This window comes from Brevibacterium permense (assembly GCF_025506275.1).
In the GTDB taxonomy this organism is placed as follows: domain Bacteria; phylum Actinomycetota; class Actinomycetes; order Actinomycetales; family Brevibacteriaceae; genus Brevibacterium; species Brevibacterium permense_A.
On sequence record NZ_QYCP01000082.1, the window covers coordinates 64,149 to 80,331 of the forward strand.

The window sequence follows — 16,183 nt, forward strand, 5'->3', positions numbered from 1 at the left end:
ACTGACGGATGTGGATTAAAGCTGCCTTCCTTGAACCACGTTGATTTCGCGGTCCTTAGGCGACCATTGAAGCCGCGATGATGCGCTGAGGAAGGTGGAGCGGCGGTCAATGTCGGGATGCAGATCTGGGGTCAAGTGCGGGGAGGCCGTCGTGCGTGAACGCTCTCGGTCCTCTGAACTTCATTTTGATTCGGCAGCTGAGCAAAGTCTCTTGTTCACGTTTTCTACTTGCCGAATAGAATCTCAATTGATTGTTTGAATCAGTAATCGGTCACATCAGTTTCGGCCGCAGTCTTACTCGACTGTGTCGAGTTAAGGCCTTTCCAGGGTGTGCGAGATTTCGGCATGAGCTCTGAGCGTGCCGGGGGGCAGGCTGAGTGCCCATTCGGCGACATCGGCGACGAAGTATCGGTATGCGATGTGCTCGAACGGCAGTGGACTATTGACATACGCCCCGTACCCGTCGAGTGCCATGTAAATACGGACACACGCCATTGTTGCATCAACGTCTGGAAACTCGCGGTCGCGGATTCCAGCTTCGATCGTCTGAGTCATGCTGGCTCTGCCCATTTCCTCCAACTCCTCAAGCGCCATGGCCATTGCGGCGCTTGAGCGGCTGATTTCGCGAGCCGAAAACCACAGCCGGAACTGATCTTTCGCTTCCCGGCTCTCGAGATTGGTGACAAAGCGTGCAATCCGCTCGGTTGCGGTGCCATGGCCTGCTTGCCGTTCGAAGCGTCCAGCGCCCGCAGCGCTTCGAAACGCAGCAACGATCAGGTCGTCAACTGAAGGAAAGTAATGATGGATGAGTCCTGGGCGTACGTCGAGCGAGTTGGCAACTGCACGCAATGTGATATTTTCCAGCCCCGCCGACAGGCCGATTCGGGCGGCAGCGGTGAGAATCTCGGCTCGGCGCGCGGTGGGGGACTTGCGTGTTCGAGATCGCGGAGGAGTTGACATGATGCTTGCCATGCTATTGCATTGGTGACCAACAGTGAATTGGTCGCATGACCAATAGTGTTTTCGGCGCCAGCAACGACGCTCGTGGCAGCGAAAGGATCTTCTATGTCCCCATCAGAGACTTCCGGGTTTGTCGACTCGGCGCGTACCCCTGAAGCCAGGGGAATCGAGATAGTGACTGATGCTGAACGTCACGGGCGAGCCCGTGACCTCTTTGCTGTCTGGGCCGCTCCCAACATCAGCGTCCTCAACCTCACTGTTGGGGCGACCCTGACGACCATGGGTCTTGAGATCTGGCAGTCGATCCTCATCAGCGTTGCTTCAGGACTCTTGTGGATATTGCCGGGAATCGTTTCTATCAGCGGACCTGCCGCAGGCACCTCAGGTTCAGTCATTCAGCGTGCGATTTACGGTATACGTGGTAACAAGGTTGTCATTGCTTTCTATGGTTGGTTTATCTCCGGTATCTTCTTGGCTTTGAATTGGGTTGCCTCCTCGTTCATGGGAGCTGAGCTTCTTTCGCGGTGGGGGTGGATGTCGAAGCCGGTGGCTTTAGTCCTCGTGACTGTAGTGGTCGCAGCGATTACGGTCCTCGTCGCGATCTTCGGCCATGGTCTGATTCTGCGTGCGTTCAGTGTGATCACCGTCGGCCTCCTGGTGATCTTCCTCGTTGCTTCGGGATTCATCGCAGTCGACATCGATTGGGGATTTTCCCAGCCTGAACCGTTACGCGGGGTGGCCCTGTGGTCGGCGGTGACGATCGGCTTTGCCATCCAAGCGTCAACGCCGCTGTCGTTTTCTAACAGTGCGGACATGGCCCGCTACCTGCCCCGCGATACTAAGCCGTGGGCGATTGTCGCCGCTACCGCTCTGGGCGGAGCAATACCAGGCACTGTCTTCTTTATCGTCGGTATCTATTTGGCGACGATCGTGCCCGCAGAAAGCTTGGACTTGGGAATTGAATACGCCTTACTCGACTTGATCCCTGTCTGGCTTGCACCGATCTTCGTTCTCGGGGTCATCACTACGACGATTGCGTTAAACGGCATGACCACGTACACGGCCTCGATGGCTTTTCAATCGATCGGAGTTCCGATTCGACGGATCCCTTCTGCATTGATCATCGGTGTCCTGGGTACGGCATTGACGCTCTTCCTGGTCAATGCCACAAGCCTGCTTTCGGCCGTTAACCTCATGTTGCAGCTACTCATCCTCATCTCCGCGCCAACGATCGCTGTCTACGTGGCTGACATCATCGTCCGACGCAACAGGTATGACGGTCCTGGACTTTTCATCGAGAACCCGACGGGGCCGTTCTGGTTCCACGACGGCTGGTCCCTCGCCGGTATGACATCGGTGATCGTGGGCGCTGTTCTCGGCTCACTTTTCATGACAACGGAAGTCTTCACCGGACCGGTTGCTGCTTCGATGGGTCTCATTGACCTCTCTGTGCCGATTGCGCTGGTGGCCAGCGCCAGCCTCTATATTCTCTTCGCCGGCGGTGGTGTGCAACGCCAATGTGCCACTTTGCCTGCTGAGAAAGTTCAAGATCAAACGAAAAGCGTCTCGATACAAGGAGTGACTCCGTGAGCGATCAGCTCTACTTCAATGCCTCAGTCTTTACTGCAGATTCCCGGGCATGGGCGCAAGCCGTCGTGGTACGCGGTGACCGGATTCTCTACGTCGGCGATGAGGCGACGGCCCGTCGTTTGAGCCCGGAAGCCGAAGAGATCAATCTTGGCGGTCGCCTGATGCTCCCGGGATTTGTCGACGGTCATGCCCATGTCATCGGCACTGGGGAGGCATTGGGCCAGGCCATTCTGTGGGGTGTGGAAAATCTGTCAGAGATTCATAATAGGCTTGCCCAGTGGCGGGCCGAGAACCCTGATAGTCCACGTGTTTATGCCATGGGGTGGCCACATGGTGCTATCCCCGGCGGCCAACCTCACCGGGCGATGCTCGATGACCAGTATCCGGACACACCCGTCTATGCAGTCGCCTACGACTACCACTCGGTGTGGCTGAATACCGCAGCGCTCAATGAAGTCGGCATCACCGACGAGACACCCGATCCGCTGGGCGGGACGATTCACCGTGATGATGACGGAACGGCGACTGGTTTTGTCGATGAGACGGCATTCCACACGATCGTTGCCCCTTTCCTGGACGAGCTCGCCGACGAAGCGACACATGCTCGCAGCCTCGACCTCGTTCAACAGGCTTACCGCGAGACTGGTGTGACCACGTCGACGGATATGGGCTTCAACGAAGCAGACTTGAACGCTTTTCTCGCCGCGGAGCAGGACGGTCGGTTGACTAGTCGGTTAAAAGCGTACTGGCGGGTCAATAACACCGGCGATGCCGAGCGGAACCTGGCACAGGTAGCCCGCGCTGCCGAGCTGGCAGCGACCATCTCGTCCCCCTATCTGGAGGTTGTCGGGATCAAGATGATCATCGACGGCACTGTGGATGGGTGTACAGCAGTGCTCGGAGCGCCCTATGCCGACGGGAGCACCGCCGAACCGATTTGGCCGGCCGAGGATCTGGCTCCAGTGGTCGCGGCCGCCGATGCCAATGGGCTCAAGGTCGCCATGCATGCCATTGGCGACGAGGCGGTACGAATCGCCATCTCGGCGGTCGAACATGCCATCAGTATCAACGGTCCGCTTCCGCGCCGCCACCGTATCGAACATCTCGAGGTCGTTGACCGGGCAGATGTTGAGCGATTGGCTGCGTTGGGCATTACACCGAGCATGCAACCTGTTCATTCCGATCCCGCCAATGCTGCGTTTTGGCGCTCACAGCTGGGCGATGATCGGGCCGATCGCGGATTCCCTTGGCCATGGATGACCGAGGCCGGCGCTCGACTTGCCTTCGGCACGGATTCACCCACGGCCGCCCATCCACCGTTGCCGAACATGTTCATGGCCGCAACACGTAGATCGGCCGATGCGCCGGAGCTGGAACCGAACATCGCTGAATTCGCCTTGCCTCTCTCCGAGGCTATTGTCCACGGTTCAGCCGACTCAGCGTGGGTGTGCGGAGCCGAAGACGAAGTGGGTCGGCTGCGTGCAGGACTCTTGGCTGACTTCATCGTTCTCGATGCCAACGTGCTCGACGAACCGGTTGAAACGCTTTTGTCGGCGACTGTAGCAATAACCGTTCTCGGCGGAAAAGTCGTCCATGAAGTCTCCCGTTGACTCTTCGCGGAACCACCCCATAAGGCCGGTCAACCCGCGCCGATTCAAATAGTCAATTCCTAACGACCGCTGAGTCTGTTCGTTCGTTCGCTGACCACTCCGATGAGCGTGTCCAGGAATGCGTTGTCGGATTATCTCTGGCGTGAAGACGAACGGGCCTGAGCATTGCGGAGGGGCAGCTGAGGACGTGCAGTTGCCCCTCCATCATATGGTCGCACCGTAGGCAATCTTAGTCACGGCGAATGACAGACCGTCACTGCCAGCTCATGGTCATCTCGCGCATTACTCTTCCTTCGTCACGGGTGAAGCTCCGCTCCGCGACCAGGTATGAGGTGAAGCCAGCTTCTAGCAAACCGAGGGGGATCTGTGGACCGTCGCTCAATGCGATGACTACGGCGACTCCGACCGAGCCACACCATCGAGCGGCGATCCGCATCAGGAAACGCGTCGAGCCTGTTTGCTAACAGAATCTGCAGCACACCAATCTTGAAGTATCGACAGGGGCTTTGTTCAACTTCGCTCTGACCCTGATCGAGTGGTCTTTTCGTGAACGCCGTTGGAGTTCTCGGTTGACTGTTTTAAGGCAGTGCCGTCGGCCTCTGATGCGAAAATGGATGGCGATACGATTCCAGAGCTTGTTGGATTCTCGACCACGTGTATTATCTCGGACGTATGGGCGATCTTCCCGTTCTCAATCGCTGTTTTGACGACATCTTCTTTTTCGTCGGGGATGACTGGGATTTCTTCTCCGTCGCAGTCGACGAACTTGCCGTTGATGAAGCAGTCACCTTCACGAAGATCCTTGAGATTAGTGGGAGTGAGGTACCTGAGTGGTTTCGCTGCGAATACCGAAGGGTCTTTTGAGTTGCCAGCAGTGAGTTCGTTAAATAGCAGGTTCAGCACGACAGCCATGATCGCTGCCGAAGAGATACCGGAATGGAAGACCACTTGGAACCAGTTGGGGAAAGCGTCATAGACGTCCGGCTTCATCACCGGGAGCATCGCGAACGCAAGCGAGGAGGAGACAATGATGAGATTCATGTTCCCTTCGAAGCTCACCGTCTTGAGGCTACGAATGCCGGAACCTGTCACAGTGCCGAAGAGAATGAAACCGGCACCGCCGAGCACAGGCATCGGCACGGCCGCGACGACCTCGCCGAGGAACGGGATGAGCCCGAGCACGACGAGGATCACACCACCGGCCGAAACGACGAATCGGGATTTGATTCCGGACAAAGCGACTAGCCCGACGTTCTGAGCGAACGCGGACTGCGTGAAGGAACCGAAGAGCGGAGCAGCGGCCGACGACAGCATGTCGGCTCGCAGGCCATTGGCCACCCGCTGAGAATTCACCGGGGTTCCGACGATTTCTCCGACGGCAATGACATCGGCCGCCGTTTCGGTTTTGATGACGAGGATCACGATAAGCATCGACAGGATCGATGCGATATCGAAAGTGGGAATCCCGAACGGTAGGAGCTCCGGTAGCGCCACTGGGGCCGCGGCCCCGATCTCGGAGAAGTCGGCCTTACCCATGAGGACGCCAATGCCGGTGCCGAGAACCAGGCCGATTAGGATCGACAGGCGTGAAATCGTTGCAGAGCCAACCTTACTGAGCAAAAGGATAATACCGAAGGTGATAAATGCCAGAAGAATGTTGCTGACCTGACCGTATCCGGAAGTTTCTTCATCCCCACCCATCGCCCAATCAGCGGCGGTGGGGATGAGGGTAAGGCCGATAGAGGTGATCACCACACCAGTGACCACTGGTGGGAAGAACCGGATGATCTTGGCGAAGAAGGGCGCAATGACGAAGCCGACAATGCTGGCGACAATGATCGACCCAAAGATTGAGTTGATGGTACCGCCGCCTTGCAAGATTGCAAGCATGGTGGCAACGCCAGCAAACGAGACGCCTTGAATGAGGGGAAGCTTTGACCCGATGAAGCCGATGCCGATGCTCTGGATGAGCGTGGCGAGGCCGCCGACGAAGAGACTTGCCGTTACCATCTGTCCGCTCTCGGCTGGAGAGAGGCCCGCTGCACCTCCGATAATGATGGGCACAGCTATGATCCCGCCGTACATCGTGAGCACGTGCTGCAGCCCGTAGGCGAATTGCTGCGACAGCGGTAACCAAGCGTCCTCGGGCCGATTGGAATCCGGTGGAATTGAGGATAGGCGGCGTTTCGTCGACTTCTTTGTCATCGTCAGAACCTTCCAGGAGGGCCTTCCAGCACGGGGCTCAGACTCACCTACGCCACTGTGGCTTCGCGCCGAACCTCATACTGTTTCCGTATCGTGGATCACATTTTCCAAAAATGTAATACTGGTCACCATGGACCGAATGTTGCCGCATGTCAAATCTGATTGGTCCGCAGCCACCAGCGCGTTTAAGCAACGGTTCAGGGCAACTGTTCGAATTGATATTAGCTGGTGGCGGAATCAATCGGTGGTCGCAGCACCAGTGTTTTCAACCGAGTGAAACTGCTCGGCAAAGACTTCTGACCGGGCTCTCCAGTCGTGGTCTGGTTCGGATCGGTCAACGCGGCGGCCTGAGGTGCGCAGCATCCGCTCGATGAGGTCATCGAGTTCACCGGCGCTGAGCTTCGTCGTTGTCAGCTGGTGGATTCCGTTGACGGCGATGAAGACTTCGCTCGGGGAGTTCACCCAGATCTCTTCGACGTGCGGATCATCGAAATAGTCCTGCAGGGCACCGAACCCGGAGAGTTGATGATCGATATGTCGGAACGTCGCCTCTTTGTCTTCGAGCACGGGGAGATCGGCGAGGAGGCTGCGCTCATCGTATTCGGCGATGACGGTGCGGATGAGCTCGCGAGAGCGCTGAATATCGGCGCGGGGGTCCACATCGAGATCTCTGATCCGTTTGTGAACCTCGCTGGTGATGACTTCGGTGGCTTCCACTCTGAACCCTTGCCTGATCATTCAACTCACAGTGTGATTTGCTGTTTAATCTATCTGTAGTCGAATGAAGAATCTAGTGAAATCCCAAATCTGTGGATAACCGGGAATGAGTTCTGTAAATGCTCACGGTGTAGTTTCACGAATGTCATTGCGGGGCGTTTTCGTCTTGCGCAAAGGTGGGTTTCGGACTATATTTTCCACACCAGTCTTCGTATGAAGTGACGTGAGCCGCGCCGCCGGCGGGATGAATCAGATCTCCCGCCGGCGGCGCTTTAAGGGGCCGGGGCGACCGATCGGGGCTTGCCTCGACCGATCAGCCCTTGATATCTCAACGGTCGACTGCCTCGGCGCCGTTTCATGCTCGGGGGAGGGCATGCACTAGAATCGGATCATTATGGCCTCCACTGATTACTCTTCTGAAATCGCCAACCTCCGCCAGACGTACAAAGCGATTCTCGACGTGTCCGATCTGGACAACCTGCGCGACGAGGTTGCCGAACTCACGGAGCAGGCGTCGTCGCCGACGTTCTGGGACGACCCTGATTCGGCGCAGAAGACTTCGGCTAAGCTCTCGCACAAGCAGGGCACCCTGGAAAAGCTCGAGAAGTTCGGTGAGCGGATCGACGATGCCGAGCTGCTCGTCGAGATGTCCCAGGATGAAGGTGACTCGGACTCGCTCGAAGAGGCTGACCGTGACATCAGGAAGCTGCGCGATCAGTTGGCCGAACTCGAGATCTCGACCCTGCTCAGCCATGAATATGATGAGCGCTCCGCCGTCGTGACCGTGCGGTCGGGTGCCGGCGGCGACGACGCGACCGACTGGGCGCAGATGCTCACCCGCATGTACGTCCGGTGGGCGGAGAACCGCGGATACAAGGTCCAGGAGCTCGACACCTCCTATGCCGAAGGTGCGGGCATCAAATCCGCGACTATCCAGATCGACGCACCCTACGCCTACGGCACGTTGTCGGTCGAAGCGGGCACTCACCGTCTCGTCCGGATCAGCCCCTTCGACAACCAGGGCCGCCGCCAGACCTCCTTCGCCGCCGTCGAGGTGGTCCCGCTCATCGAATCGACCGACCATGTCGAGATCGACGAGAACGATCTGCGCATCGACGTCTACCGGTCCTCGGGCCCCGGTGGGCAGTCGGTGAACACGACTGACTCGGCCGTGCGCATCACGCACATCCCCACCGGCGTGGTCGTGAGCATGCAGAACGAGAAGTCCCAGATCCAGAACCGTGAGGCCGCGATGCGTGTCCTCCAGTCGCGACTGCTCGACCTCAAGCGCCAGGAAGAGGCCGCGCAGAAGAAGGAGCTGGCCGGCGATATCAAGGCCAGCTGGGGCGATCAGATGCGCTCCTATGTCACCCATCCGTACCAAATGGTCAAGGACCTGCGCACCGGCTACGAGGTGAACAACCCCTCGGCCGTCTTCGACGGTGACCTCGACGGACTCATCGAAGCCGGCATCCGCTGGCGCAAGGAACAGGAGATGGCCGAAGAGGCCGAGGCCTGACTCTTCGAGCAACGGTACCGAGCTGTCTCACTCGGTCGATGGCCGACTGAGGGTCGGCCGCCTCGGCGAGGTTTCGACCATCACCGAGGCGACTGTGAACTTCATCAGATCGCAACACACGCCCGGCCGCCTCCGCGAACATCACGGAACTGTTACGTACAGTGGAAGCGGCCGAGCCACCCGCAACATGATTGAAGACCGACTTGATCAGATTCGACTCCGTTTCGAAGTCCTACGACACACGTTCCCGCAAAGCACTCGATGACATCTCCTTCGAGGCTGACCGCGGGGAATTCGTGTTCCTCGTCGGGGCGTCCGGCTCGGGGAAGTCCACGGTCATCCGACTCATCCTGCGCGAAGAGGTCCCCAGCTCCGGTCGCATCCACATCGCCGGAAAATCCGTGGTGAAGATGCCCAGCTGGAAGGTGCCCTACCTGCGGCGGGGGATCGGAACCGTGTTCCAGGACTTCCGCCTGCTGCCGAACAAGACCGTGTTCGCGAATGTGGCCTTCGCACTCCAAGTGATCGGAAAATCCCGCGCGGCCATGTCGACTCTCGTCCCCGACGTCCTCGAGACCGTGGGTCTGGCCGGCAAGGAGAAGCGGTACCCCAGTGAGCTCTCCGGCGGTGAGCAGCAGCGTGTGGCCATCGCCCGCGCCGTGGTCAACAAGCCCGGAATCCTGCTCGCCGACGAGCCGACGGGCAACCTCGACCCGGCGACGAGCGCTGACATCATGAACGTTCTCGAGAAGATCAACCGCAACGGCACCACTGTGCTCATGGCCACCCACGACGGAGAGATCGTCAATCGGATGCGCCGGAGAGTCATCGAACTGCGCGAAGGCGAAATCGTCCGCGACGTCGAAGACGGCACTTACGGAGTCGCATCATGAGGGCCGGTTTCATCCTCTCCGAAGTCTGGTCGGGTCTGCGCCGGAACTTCTCCATGGTCATCTCTGTCGTGCTCGTGACCTTCGTGTCCCTGCTCTTCGTCGGTGCCGCGATCCTGCTGCAGATGCAGGTCGGGCAGATGAAGGACTTCTGGTATGACCGCGTGCAGGTCTCCGTGTTCCTGTGCCCGCCTGATTCGGAGGCGACGAACTGCGTCGACGGTGAGGTCACGGGAGACCAGAAGGGTCAGATTCGGTCCGAACTGGAAAGCTCCGATCTGGCCCCCTACGTCGACAAGGTCTACTTCGAAGACAAGACCGAGGCCTACGAGCACTTCCAGGACCAGTTCAAGGGCACCAGCCTCGAAGGCACCGTGCCCAAGGACGAGATGAACGAGTCCTTCCGGGTCAAACTCAAGGATGCCGAGAAGTACGACATCATCAAGGAGACGTTCTCGTCGACTCCCGGGGTGGAAGAGGTCGTCGACCAGAATCAGCTGCTCGACCGTCTGTTCGGGGTGCTGAATATCGCGACCATCGTGGCGATCGCGATCGCCGGCATCATGCTGCTGTGCGCGATGCTGCTCATCGCCACCACTATTCGACTCTCCGCGTTCTCGAGACGCCGGGAGACCGGCATCATGAGGCTCGTCGGCGCGTCGAACACCTTCATCCAGATGCCGTTCCTGCTCGAGGGCGTCATCGCCTCGGCCGTCGGTGCGACGCTGTCCGCCGGTGCTCTGGGACTGCTCGTCCACTTCGGAGTCAGCGGTTGGCTGCAGTCGCAGGCGACGGGATTCAGCCTCATCTCCGGATGGGACGTTCTCCTCATCACCCCTGTGCTCATCATCATCGGCGTGCTCATGGCCGGAGCGTCGTCGCTGATCACGCTGAACAAGTACACGAAGGTCTGAGATGAGACGCAGACTCGGACTCGTCCTCACGGCAGCCGCGCTGGCAGTGGTCATGCCGGTCACCTCGGTGGTGGCCGATCCTCGCGACGATAAGAGCGAGGTCGACGAACGCGTCAAGGAGCTCCAGCAGGAGTTCGAAGGTCTCGACGAGGACCTGGCCCGCGTCATCGCCGAACGCGATGCGGCGCAGGAGAAGCTGCCGGATGCCGAAGCCGAATCGAAGGCCGCCGACGATGCGCTGGCTGAGGCGATCGAGAAGGATGAGGACATGGCCGCGCGCCTGACCTCGGCGGAGAACGCGCAGAAGGATCTCAAGGACACGATCAAGTCCGGCACGGAGGAGATCGGCAAGCACAAGACCTCGGCGGCCCGCATCGGAAGACAGGCCTATCAGAACTCGGGCATCACCTCCGATCTGGCGATGCTGCTTCAGATGGCCGAGGGCACGAGCGCCGACGGCGGCATCGGCCGCGTCGACTCGGCGGTGCGGTCTCAGCAGCGCACGATCGACAAACTCTCCGAACAGCGGGCGCTGAACAAGAACAACGAAGAGCGGCTCTCGGGCGTGACCGAGAAGATCTCCGACCTCAAGGACGAAGCCGCCGAGGCGGTGCTGGCCAAAGAGGCCGCGCAGGTCGATGCGAAGAAGAAGGCCGACAGCCTCAACGACCTCATCTCCGCGAAGGACGATGCGGAGAAGACGATCTCCGACAACAAGGACAAGACCGAGAAGCAGCTGGCCGATGAGAAGGCCGAGCAGGACCGGTTGGCCGAGAAGGTCCGGGAATGGGAGAAAGAGCAGGAGAAGAAGGGCAAGTTCGTCTTCGGTGACGGAGTCCTGGCCAATCCGGCCAAGGGATACCCGACGACGTCTCCGTTCGGATACCGCGTCCACCCGATCACCGGTGCACGGAAGCTGCACACCGGAATGGATTTCGGCGTTCCCTGCGGAACCCCGATCCGCTCGGCCGGCGACGGAATCGTCGTCACCTCCGGCTGGACCGGCGGATACGGCAACCGCGTCGTCATCTCCCACGGCAAGATCAAGGGCAAATCGATCGCGTCGACGTACAACCACAATACGAAGCTCAAGGTCCACGACGGGCAGAGGATCAAGAAGGGCGACATCATCTCGTACTCCGGTACGACGGGAGCGTCGACCGGCTGCCACCTGCACTTCGAGATCATGGAGAACGGCGGCTACGTCGACCCCAAACCGTTCATCTTCTAATTGCTACCTGACGGCTGCCCAGCAACCTCGCGCGAGGTAGCTGGGCCGCCGTCAGGTAGTTCTGGGAGGGGACGGGCGTGCGGAAGGGCGGCGATGGGATAGAATTGATGGCTGTGCCCGCAAACGCGTGCACAGGTGATCGGGAGCAGAGAGGAGGCCGGTCATGCCGAAGGACACAGGCAAGAAAGTCATTGCGAGGAACCGCAAGGCGCGCCACGACTATCACATCGAAGACACGTGGGAGGCCGGACTCGTACTCACCGGCACCGAGGTGAAATCGCTGCGCGAAGGTCGAGCCTCGCTCACCGACGGCTTCGCCCTCATCTTCCAGAATGAGGCCTGGTTGGAGAACGTCTACATTCCCGAATATCTGCAGGGGACGTGGACGAATCACTCGGCCCGCCGCCGTCGGAAGTTGTTGCTTCACCGCGAGGAGATCCTCAAGATCTCGCAGAAGGTCAAGGAATCCGGCCGGACCCTGGTCCCGCTGGAGCTGTACTTCGACGGCTCGCGCGTCAAGGTCGAGATCGCTCTGGCCCGCGGTAAGCGCGAATGGGATAAGCGTCAGGCTCTGCGCGAGGCGCAGGACAAGCGCGAAGCCGAACGCGCCATGAAGTCCAAGCAGTACCTGTAAGGGTTGGTCGACGGCGGGTTCGATTCCCGCCATCTCCACCGTCTCCCGGTTCCGTCGCCGAGGCGGCCGGAGCGCATCCGCGCACGCCCGGTCACATATTCGCGGAGTTCAGGGAATGCAATTGGCTCGGTCTGCGTTGTACGAGTATGCTGGAGTATCTGATCGGCACCAGCAGCCGCCTCGGCGGATGAAACAGCTGATCAGGATTGGTAACAGAATATGGGGATGATCGGTTTCGACGTTGGACACTGCGTCGGGAGAAGCGGGCCGAGAATGCAGAGTCATCTCGTTAATGTCCTCTGCAAAACAATAGGTGCTAAGTCTAACAACCGCACCGATTTCGCCCTCGCTGCCTGATAGAGCGCGAGCTGCGAATCCGTCAGCCTAGAGTTGCCTCTGCTCTAGATCCTGGCGTCGCTTAAGAGGCCACTGCTTCAGGCACATGTTGGGGGTGCCTGAGGGACTTTCACTCAACTCCGTTCGTTGGCTTACGTGTTCGTGCGATAGCCAGAACCTAAGACACTAGTTCACGAACTGCGCCCGGAGAAGTCCTGACAATCTGCCGACGGACGCGGGTTCGATTCCCGCCATCTCCACGTGTCACAGCCCCGGATTCCGCAAGGATCCGGGGCTTTTCGCTGTCCGGAAGTCCCCAGACCTGCAGTTTCACCACATCGACACCGGTGAACACCATCGCCGAGACGGCCGGACAGGGCCGTTCCCGTCGGTCCCTTGGAGAGCGGCTGAGTTCAGCCCCGATGAGATACGGTGGATCCGAGTTCAGAGAGGGGACCGGTACCGATGTTCTATCCGCCGCTGATCGGCTATCTGCTCCTTGCCGTTGTCTGCGTCGTTCTCGTGTTGGTCATCCGCGGCGACCGTCTGCCCCGCAATCGTGTAATCGGAATCCGGTCGGCGCTGACGCTGCGGTCCGAGGTTGCTTGGAAAGCTGGCCACCGTGCGGCGATTCCCATGCTCATCACCATCAGCATCATCGCCGTCGGGTTCTCGACTGCACTGTTGAGCGTTGAGAAATTTGCCTGGCCGAAGGCAGTCGGAGCCGTTCTCGCGGTCTCGGGTTGGCTGCTCATCCTCGGCCTCTTTGTCAGAGTCTGGACGAGGGCCAACCGCGCGGCGCGGTCCGCAGACAACTGACCTGCCACGGCGACGACCGCCATACAGTTGTCCGGGCACCCACTTCGCGACGCCCTCGCGAGACCCCGGAGTTCCGACCACTCGGCCGATCACGATCAGCCATTCGGCCGAGGTCCGGCCTGCCTGAAACGGGAAGGATCGAGGGTGTCAGACAGCAGCCACGCGCCGGCCGAGAAACCCCGGCCCAGCACAGTGACTGCTCACTCCGATCCGATAAGGACGCTCCACACTCATGAAGAAGGCACTCATCGCCCTCGGCACCATCGTCATCATCCTCATCGCTCTCATCGGCGGACTCATCGTGGCTGAGAACCGTGCGAAAGTCGCACTCGAAGCCGACGTCGCCGACTACCTGGACGGTTGCGCGATCAGCCCCGACACGATCGACGTTCACGGTCGCCCCTACCTGCTCTATGCCACACAGCACACTGCAGACCTCAGCTACGTCGATCTCGACCCAGCGAAGGGAACGAGCAAGGATCAGGTTCTCGTCCACCACCTCGTCGACGGCCACGCCGACCGGCTCACCCGCTTCATCACCTTCGACTACCCGTCAGGCCAGGTCCGGCCGGTGAAGAATCCCGATGACTCCTACACCGATGTGGCTATCATCGACGGCAAGAGGGTGACCTTCTCCGCCCGGGCGGAAGGCAACCGGCTCGATGTTCTCGCCGATGGGCTTTCCCTCACCGACCGCGCCCTGCCGCAGGCGGCCGAAGTGCGGAACGTGTCCGCGGGAGATGATGGCGTGCTCGTCGAGGTCGAATACGCTGACACCGACTGCCGCTGATACGGTCAGCGCAGCGCACGACAATGCCGAACCCGAGAAACCAGAACCTGGCATCCGGCGTTGACTAGACTGTGAGCAAATGAGACGACTCCTCACCTGGCTGTGGCTGGTCCCGGTCCCGCTGACCTTCGCCCTCGAACTGCTCATCGGCAGCGGGTGGCCGCTGATCCTCGGCAACGTCATCGCCGTTGCCGTGGCCCTGCCGATCCTCATCCGGGCTCAGGTGCACCCGGGTCGGTCCGCACGTGTGGAATGGGCCGCCCTGGGCCTGCTCACAGGGCTCGTCCTGACCGCCGTCGCCGCCACGTTGAGTCTGACGACCCTGTGGCTGAGCCTCGTGGCGCTGGCGATGCTCACGCGGGCAACGTCGGGCCGGCTGAGCATCGCTTCCATCGTCGTCCTCGCGGTCGCGAACATCGTCTGCCCCATGGCCATGGCCGACGGCGAGACCTTCGCGCTCATGGTATTCGCCCTGGTCATCGCCGCGATTGCGATCGGTCTGATGCTGCGATCGAATGACCGCACCTTGATCGAGAGACAGGCAACCGCCGCCGAGGCGGAACGACGTCGCATCGCCACCGAACTCCACGACCTCATCGCCCACGAGGTGACCGGAATCGTCGTCCTCGCCCAAGCCGCCGGGCGCAGCGACAACCCGGATCTGAGGACGACGGCGCTGACCAAGATCGAACAGTCGGGGACCCGCGCTCTCGAGGAGATCCGTCGCCTCGTCTCCGACGCCCGCGGTGAAACCCAGACCACGGCTTCACCGATTACCGCCGGGGGAACGGCGTCCGCACCCGACCGGGAGACCGCTTCCCGCATCCCGATCGCTTCGGGCCCGCAGTCCCTGCGTGACCGGGTCGCGGCGTTCGGCGAGTCTGCGACGATCACAATCGACACCCCCACCGAGGTGGCCGCCCCGGTCTGGCCCGTCCTCGACCGTGTACTCGTGGAATCCCTGACGAACGTGCGCCGTCACGCCGGCGCCGATGCCCCGGTGACGGTCACCGTCATGACCGAGCCCACCACCGCGACTGACTCAGCCGTCGCTGAAAACCGGGCCGGCCCCGAGGCTCCCGGCACCCTGATTATGACCGTGACCAACGGACCCGGTTCCGGTGGGGTCGGTTCCGGAAGCGGCACGGGACTGAACAGCCTGCGCGTGAGAGTGAGCCACCTCGGCGGGAGGATCGAGGCGGGACCCGAACCCGGGGGAGGATGGAGTGTGGTCACGCGACTGCCGCTCAATCCACTGAACGACCATCGAACAGGGGAGAACCGATGATCACCGTCGCTGTCGTCGACGATCAGGAGATGGTGCGGATGGGATTCTCACTCATCCTCGGCACCGAAGCCGATATCCGCGTCATCGGGCAAGCCGCCGACGGGGTCGACGCGATCGCTCTTGTCAAACGCGAACAGCCCGATGTGGTGCTGCTCGATATACGTATGCCGCGCCTCGACGGTTTGGCTGCGCTTCCGCGACTGACTCCGTATTCGCAGGTCATCATGGTCACCACCTTCGACGATGATGACTATGTCGATGCGGCTCTCGCCGGGGGAGCCAGCGGATTCCTGCTCAAGGACGCCGGAGCCGACCTCCTGCTTGCCGGAGTCCGAGCGGCGGCGAACGGCGATGCGCTGATCTCCCCCTCGCTCACTCTCGACCTGCTCCGCCGGCGCACCGCCGTACCCCGGTCGGAGACCGCACGCATCGACAGCCTCAGCGATCGGGAGACCGAGATCGCGAAGCTCGTTGCCGTGGGACGGACGAACCAGGAGATCTGCGCCGAGCTCTTCATCTCACTCGGCACCGTGAAGACCCATCTGGGCAGCATCCAGGCCAGACTCGATGCCCGTAACCGCGTCGAGATCGCCGCCCGGATGTGGGAATCCGGGGTCATGAACTCCAACGGCTGAGGAGCGCGGACTCTTCTCCCACGGTGCAGTCGTCTCACCCACCCC

General features: G+C 60.5%; 14 protein-coding genes and 1 other RNA gene. 12 read left to right on the forward strand and 3 right to left on the reverse strand.

Annotation, left to right across the window (positions count from 1 at the left end; all coding sequences use genetic code 11):
* Nucleotides 1-312 precede the first annotated feature (312 nt).
* On the reverse strand, nt 313-972 hold the full coding sequence (locus D3I60_RS07120) for a TetR/AcrR family transcriptional regulator (RefSeq protein ID WP_262775446.1): 660 nt from the start codon (nt 970-972) through the stop codon (nt 313-315).
* Nucleotides 973-1,065: 93 nt separating this feature from the next.
* On the opposite strand from D3I60_RS07120, the gene D3I60_RS07125 reads away from it, so the two are divergent.
* Nucleotides 1,066-2,550, forward strand: coding sequence for a purine-cytosine permease family protein (locus D3I60_RS07125; protein ID WP_262775447.1), 1,485 nt, complete (start codon nt 1,066-1,068; stop codon nt 2,548-2,550).
* Nucleotides 2,547-4,160 carry an amidohydrolase gene (locus tag D3I60_RS07130; protein WP_262775448.1) on the forward strand — a complete coding sequence of 538 codons (1,614 nt, stop codon included), beginning with the start codon at nt 2,547-2,549 and terminating at the stop codon, nt 4,158-4,160. Before D3I60_RS07125 ends, D3I60_RS07130 begins: the two co-directional genes overlap by 4 nt.
* A gap of 510 nt (nt 4,161-4,670) precedes the next feature.
* Here D3I60_RS07130 and D3I60_RS07135 read toward each other — a convergent pair.
* The gene (locus D3I60_RS07135) at nt 4,671-6,365 is read right to left on the reverse strand and encodes a nucleobase:cation symporter-2 family protein (protein ID WP_262775449.1); all 1,695 of its coding nucleotides are present in this window, start codon (nt 6,363-6,365) and stop codon (nt 4,671-4,673) included.
* Nucleotides 6,366-6,602: 237 nt separating this feature from the next.
* The gene (locus D3I60_RS07140; RefSeq protein WP_262775450.1) at nt 6,603-7,082 is read right to left on the reverse strand and encodes a hypothetical protein; all 480 of its coding nucleotides are present in this window, start codon (nt 7,080-7,082) and stop codon (nt 6,603-6,605) included.
* A gap of 394 nt (nt 7,083-7,476) precedes the next feature.
* Between D3I60_RS07140 and prfB the strand changes: the two genes are divergently transcribed.
* From prfB to D3I60_RS07190, 10 genes are all read left to right on the forward strand, one after another.
* The gene (gene prfB / locus D3I60_RS07145; protein WP_139908580.1) at nt 7,477-8,601 is read left to right on the forward strand and encodes a peptide chain release factor 2; all 1,125 of its coding nucleotides are present in this window, start codon (nt 7,477-7,479) and stop codon (nt 8,599-8,601) included.
* A gap of 203 nt (nt 8,602-8,804) precedes the next feature.
* Nucleotides 8,805-9,494 carry a cell division ATP-binding protein FtsE gene (gene ftsE, locus D3I60_RS07150; RefSeq protein WP_262775451.1) on the forward strand — a complete coding sequence of 230 codons (690 nt, stop codon included), beginning with the start codon at nt 8,805-8,807 and terminating at the stop codon, nt 9,492-9,494.
* The gene (ftsX, locus tag D3I60_RS07155) at nt 9,491-10,405 is read left to right on the forward strand and encodes a permease-like cell division protein FtsX (RefSeq protein ID WP_262775452.1); all 915 of its coding nucleotides are present in this window, start codon (nt 9,491-9,493) and stop codon (nt 10,403-10,405) included. Before ftsE ends, ftsX begins: the two co-directional genes overlap by 4 nt.
* A gap of 1 nt (nt 10,406) precedes the next feature.
* Nucleotides 10,407-11,636: a peptidoglycan DD-metalloendopeptidase family protein gene (locus D3I60_RS07160; protein WP_262775453.1), complete on the forward strand. Its 1,230-nt coding sequence runs from the start codon at nt 10,407-10,409 to the stop codon at nt 11,634-11,636.
* Between the two features lie 163 nt (nt 11,637-11,799).
* On the forward strand, nt 11,800-12,270 hold the full coding sequence (gene smpB / locus D3I60_RS07165; protein WP_101547462.1) for an SsrA-binding protein SmpB: 471 nt from the start codon (nt 11,800-11,802) through the stop codon (nt 12,268-12,270).
* Nucleotides 12,271-12,491: 221 nt separating this feature from the next.
* Nucleotides 12,492-12,869, forward strand: a transfer-messenger RNA (tmRNA) gene (ssrA, locus tag D3I60_RS07170).
* A 169-nt stretch (nt 12,870-13,038) separates the two neighbouring features.
* On the forward strand, nt 13,039-13,425 hold the full coding sequence (locus tag D3I60_RS07175) for an SdpI family protein (protein ID WP_262775454.1): 387 nt from the start codon (nt 13,039-13,041) through the stop codon (nt 13,423-13,425).
* Between the two features lie 232 nt (nt 13,426-13,657).
* Nucleotides 13,658-14,215 carry a hypothetical protein gene (locus tag D3I60_RS07180; protein ID WP_262775455.1) on the forward strand — a complete coding sequence of 186 codons (558 nt, stop codon included), beginning with the start codon at nt 13,658-13,660 and terminating at the stop codon, nt 14,213-14,215.
* A gap of 79 nt (nt 14,216-14,294) precedes the next feature.
* On the forward strand, nt 14,295-15,503 hold the full coding sequence (locus tag D3I60_RS07185) for a sensor histidine kinase (RefSeq protein ID WP_262775456.1): 1,209 nt from the start codon (nt 14,295-14,297) through the stop codon (nt 15,501-15,503).
* Nucleotides 15,500-16,138 (forward strand): response regulator, encoded by a 639-nt coding sequence (locus tag D3I60_RS07190; RefSeq protein ID WP_262775457.1) that lies wholly within the window; start codon nt 15,500-15,502, stop codon nt 16,136-16,138. Before D3I60_RS07185 ends, D3I60_RS07190 begins: the two co-directional genes overlap by 4 nt.
* Nucleotides 16,139-16,183: the final 45 nt, after the last annotated feature.

Coding starts and splice junctions, on each gene's coding strand:
- D3I60_RS07120 (WP_262775446.1), bottom strand. CDS start 972: ATGGCAAGCATCATGTCAACTCCTCCGCGATCTCGAACACGCAAGTCC.
- D3I60_RS07125 (WP_262775447.1), top strand. CDS start 1,066: ATGTCCCCATCAGAGACTTCCGGGTTTGTCGACTCGGCGCGTACCCCT.
- D3I60_RS07135 (WP_262775449.1), bottom strand. CDS start 6,365: ATGACAAAGAAGTCGACGAAACGCCGCCTATCCTCAATTCCACCGGAT.
- prfB (WP_139908580.1), top strand. CDS start 7,477: ATGGCCTCCACTGATTACTCTTCTGAAATCGCCAACCTCCGCCAGACG.
- ftsX (WP_262775452.1), top strand. CDS start 9,491: ATGAGGGCCGGTTTCATCCTCTCCGAAGTCTGGTCGGGTCTGCGCCGG.
- D3I60_RS07160 (WP_262775453.1), top strand. CDS start 10,407: ATGAGACGCAGACTCGGACTCGTCCTCACGGCAGCCGCGCTGGCAGTG.
- smpB (WP_101547462.1), top strand. CDS start 11,800: ATGCCGAAGGACACAGGCAAGAAAGTCATTGCGAGGAACCGCAAGGCG.
- D3I60_RS07180 (WP_262775455.1), top strand. CDS start 13,658: ATGAAGAAGGCACTCATCGCCCTCGGCACCATCGTCATCATCCTCATC.
- D3I60_RS07185 (WP_262775456.1), top strand. CDS start 14,295: ATGAGACGACTCCTCACCTGGCTGTGGCTGGTCCCGGTCCCGCTGACC.
- D3I60_RS07190 (WP_262775457.1), top strand. CDS start 15,500: ATGATCACCGTCGCTGTCGTCGACGATCAGGAGATGGTGCGGATGGGA.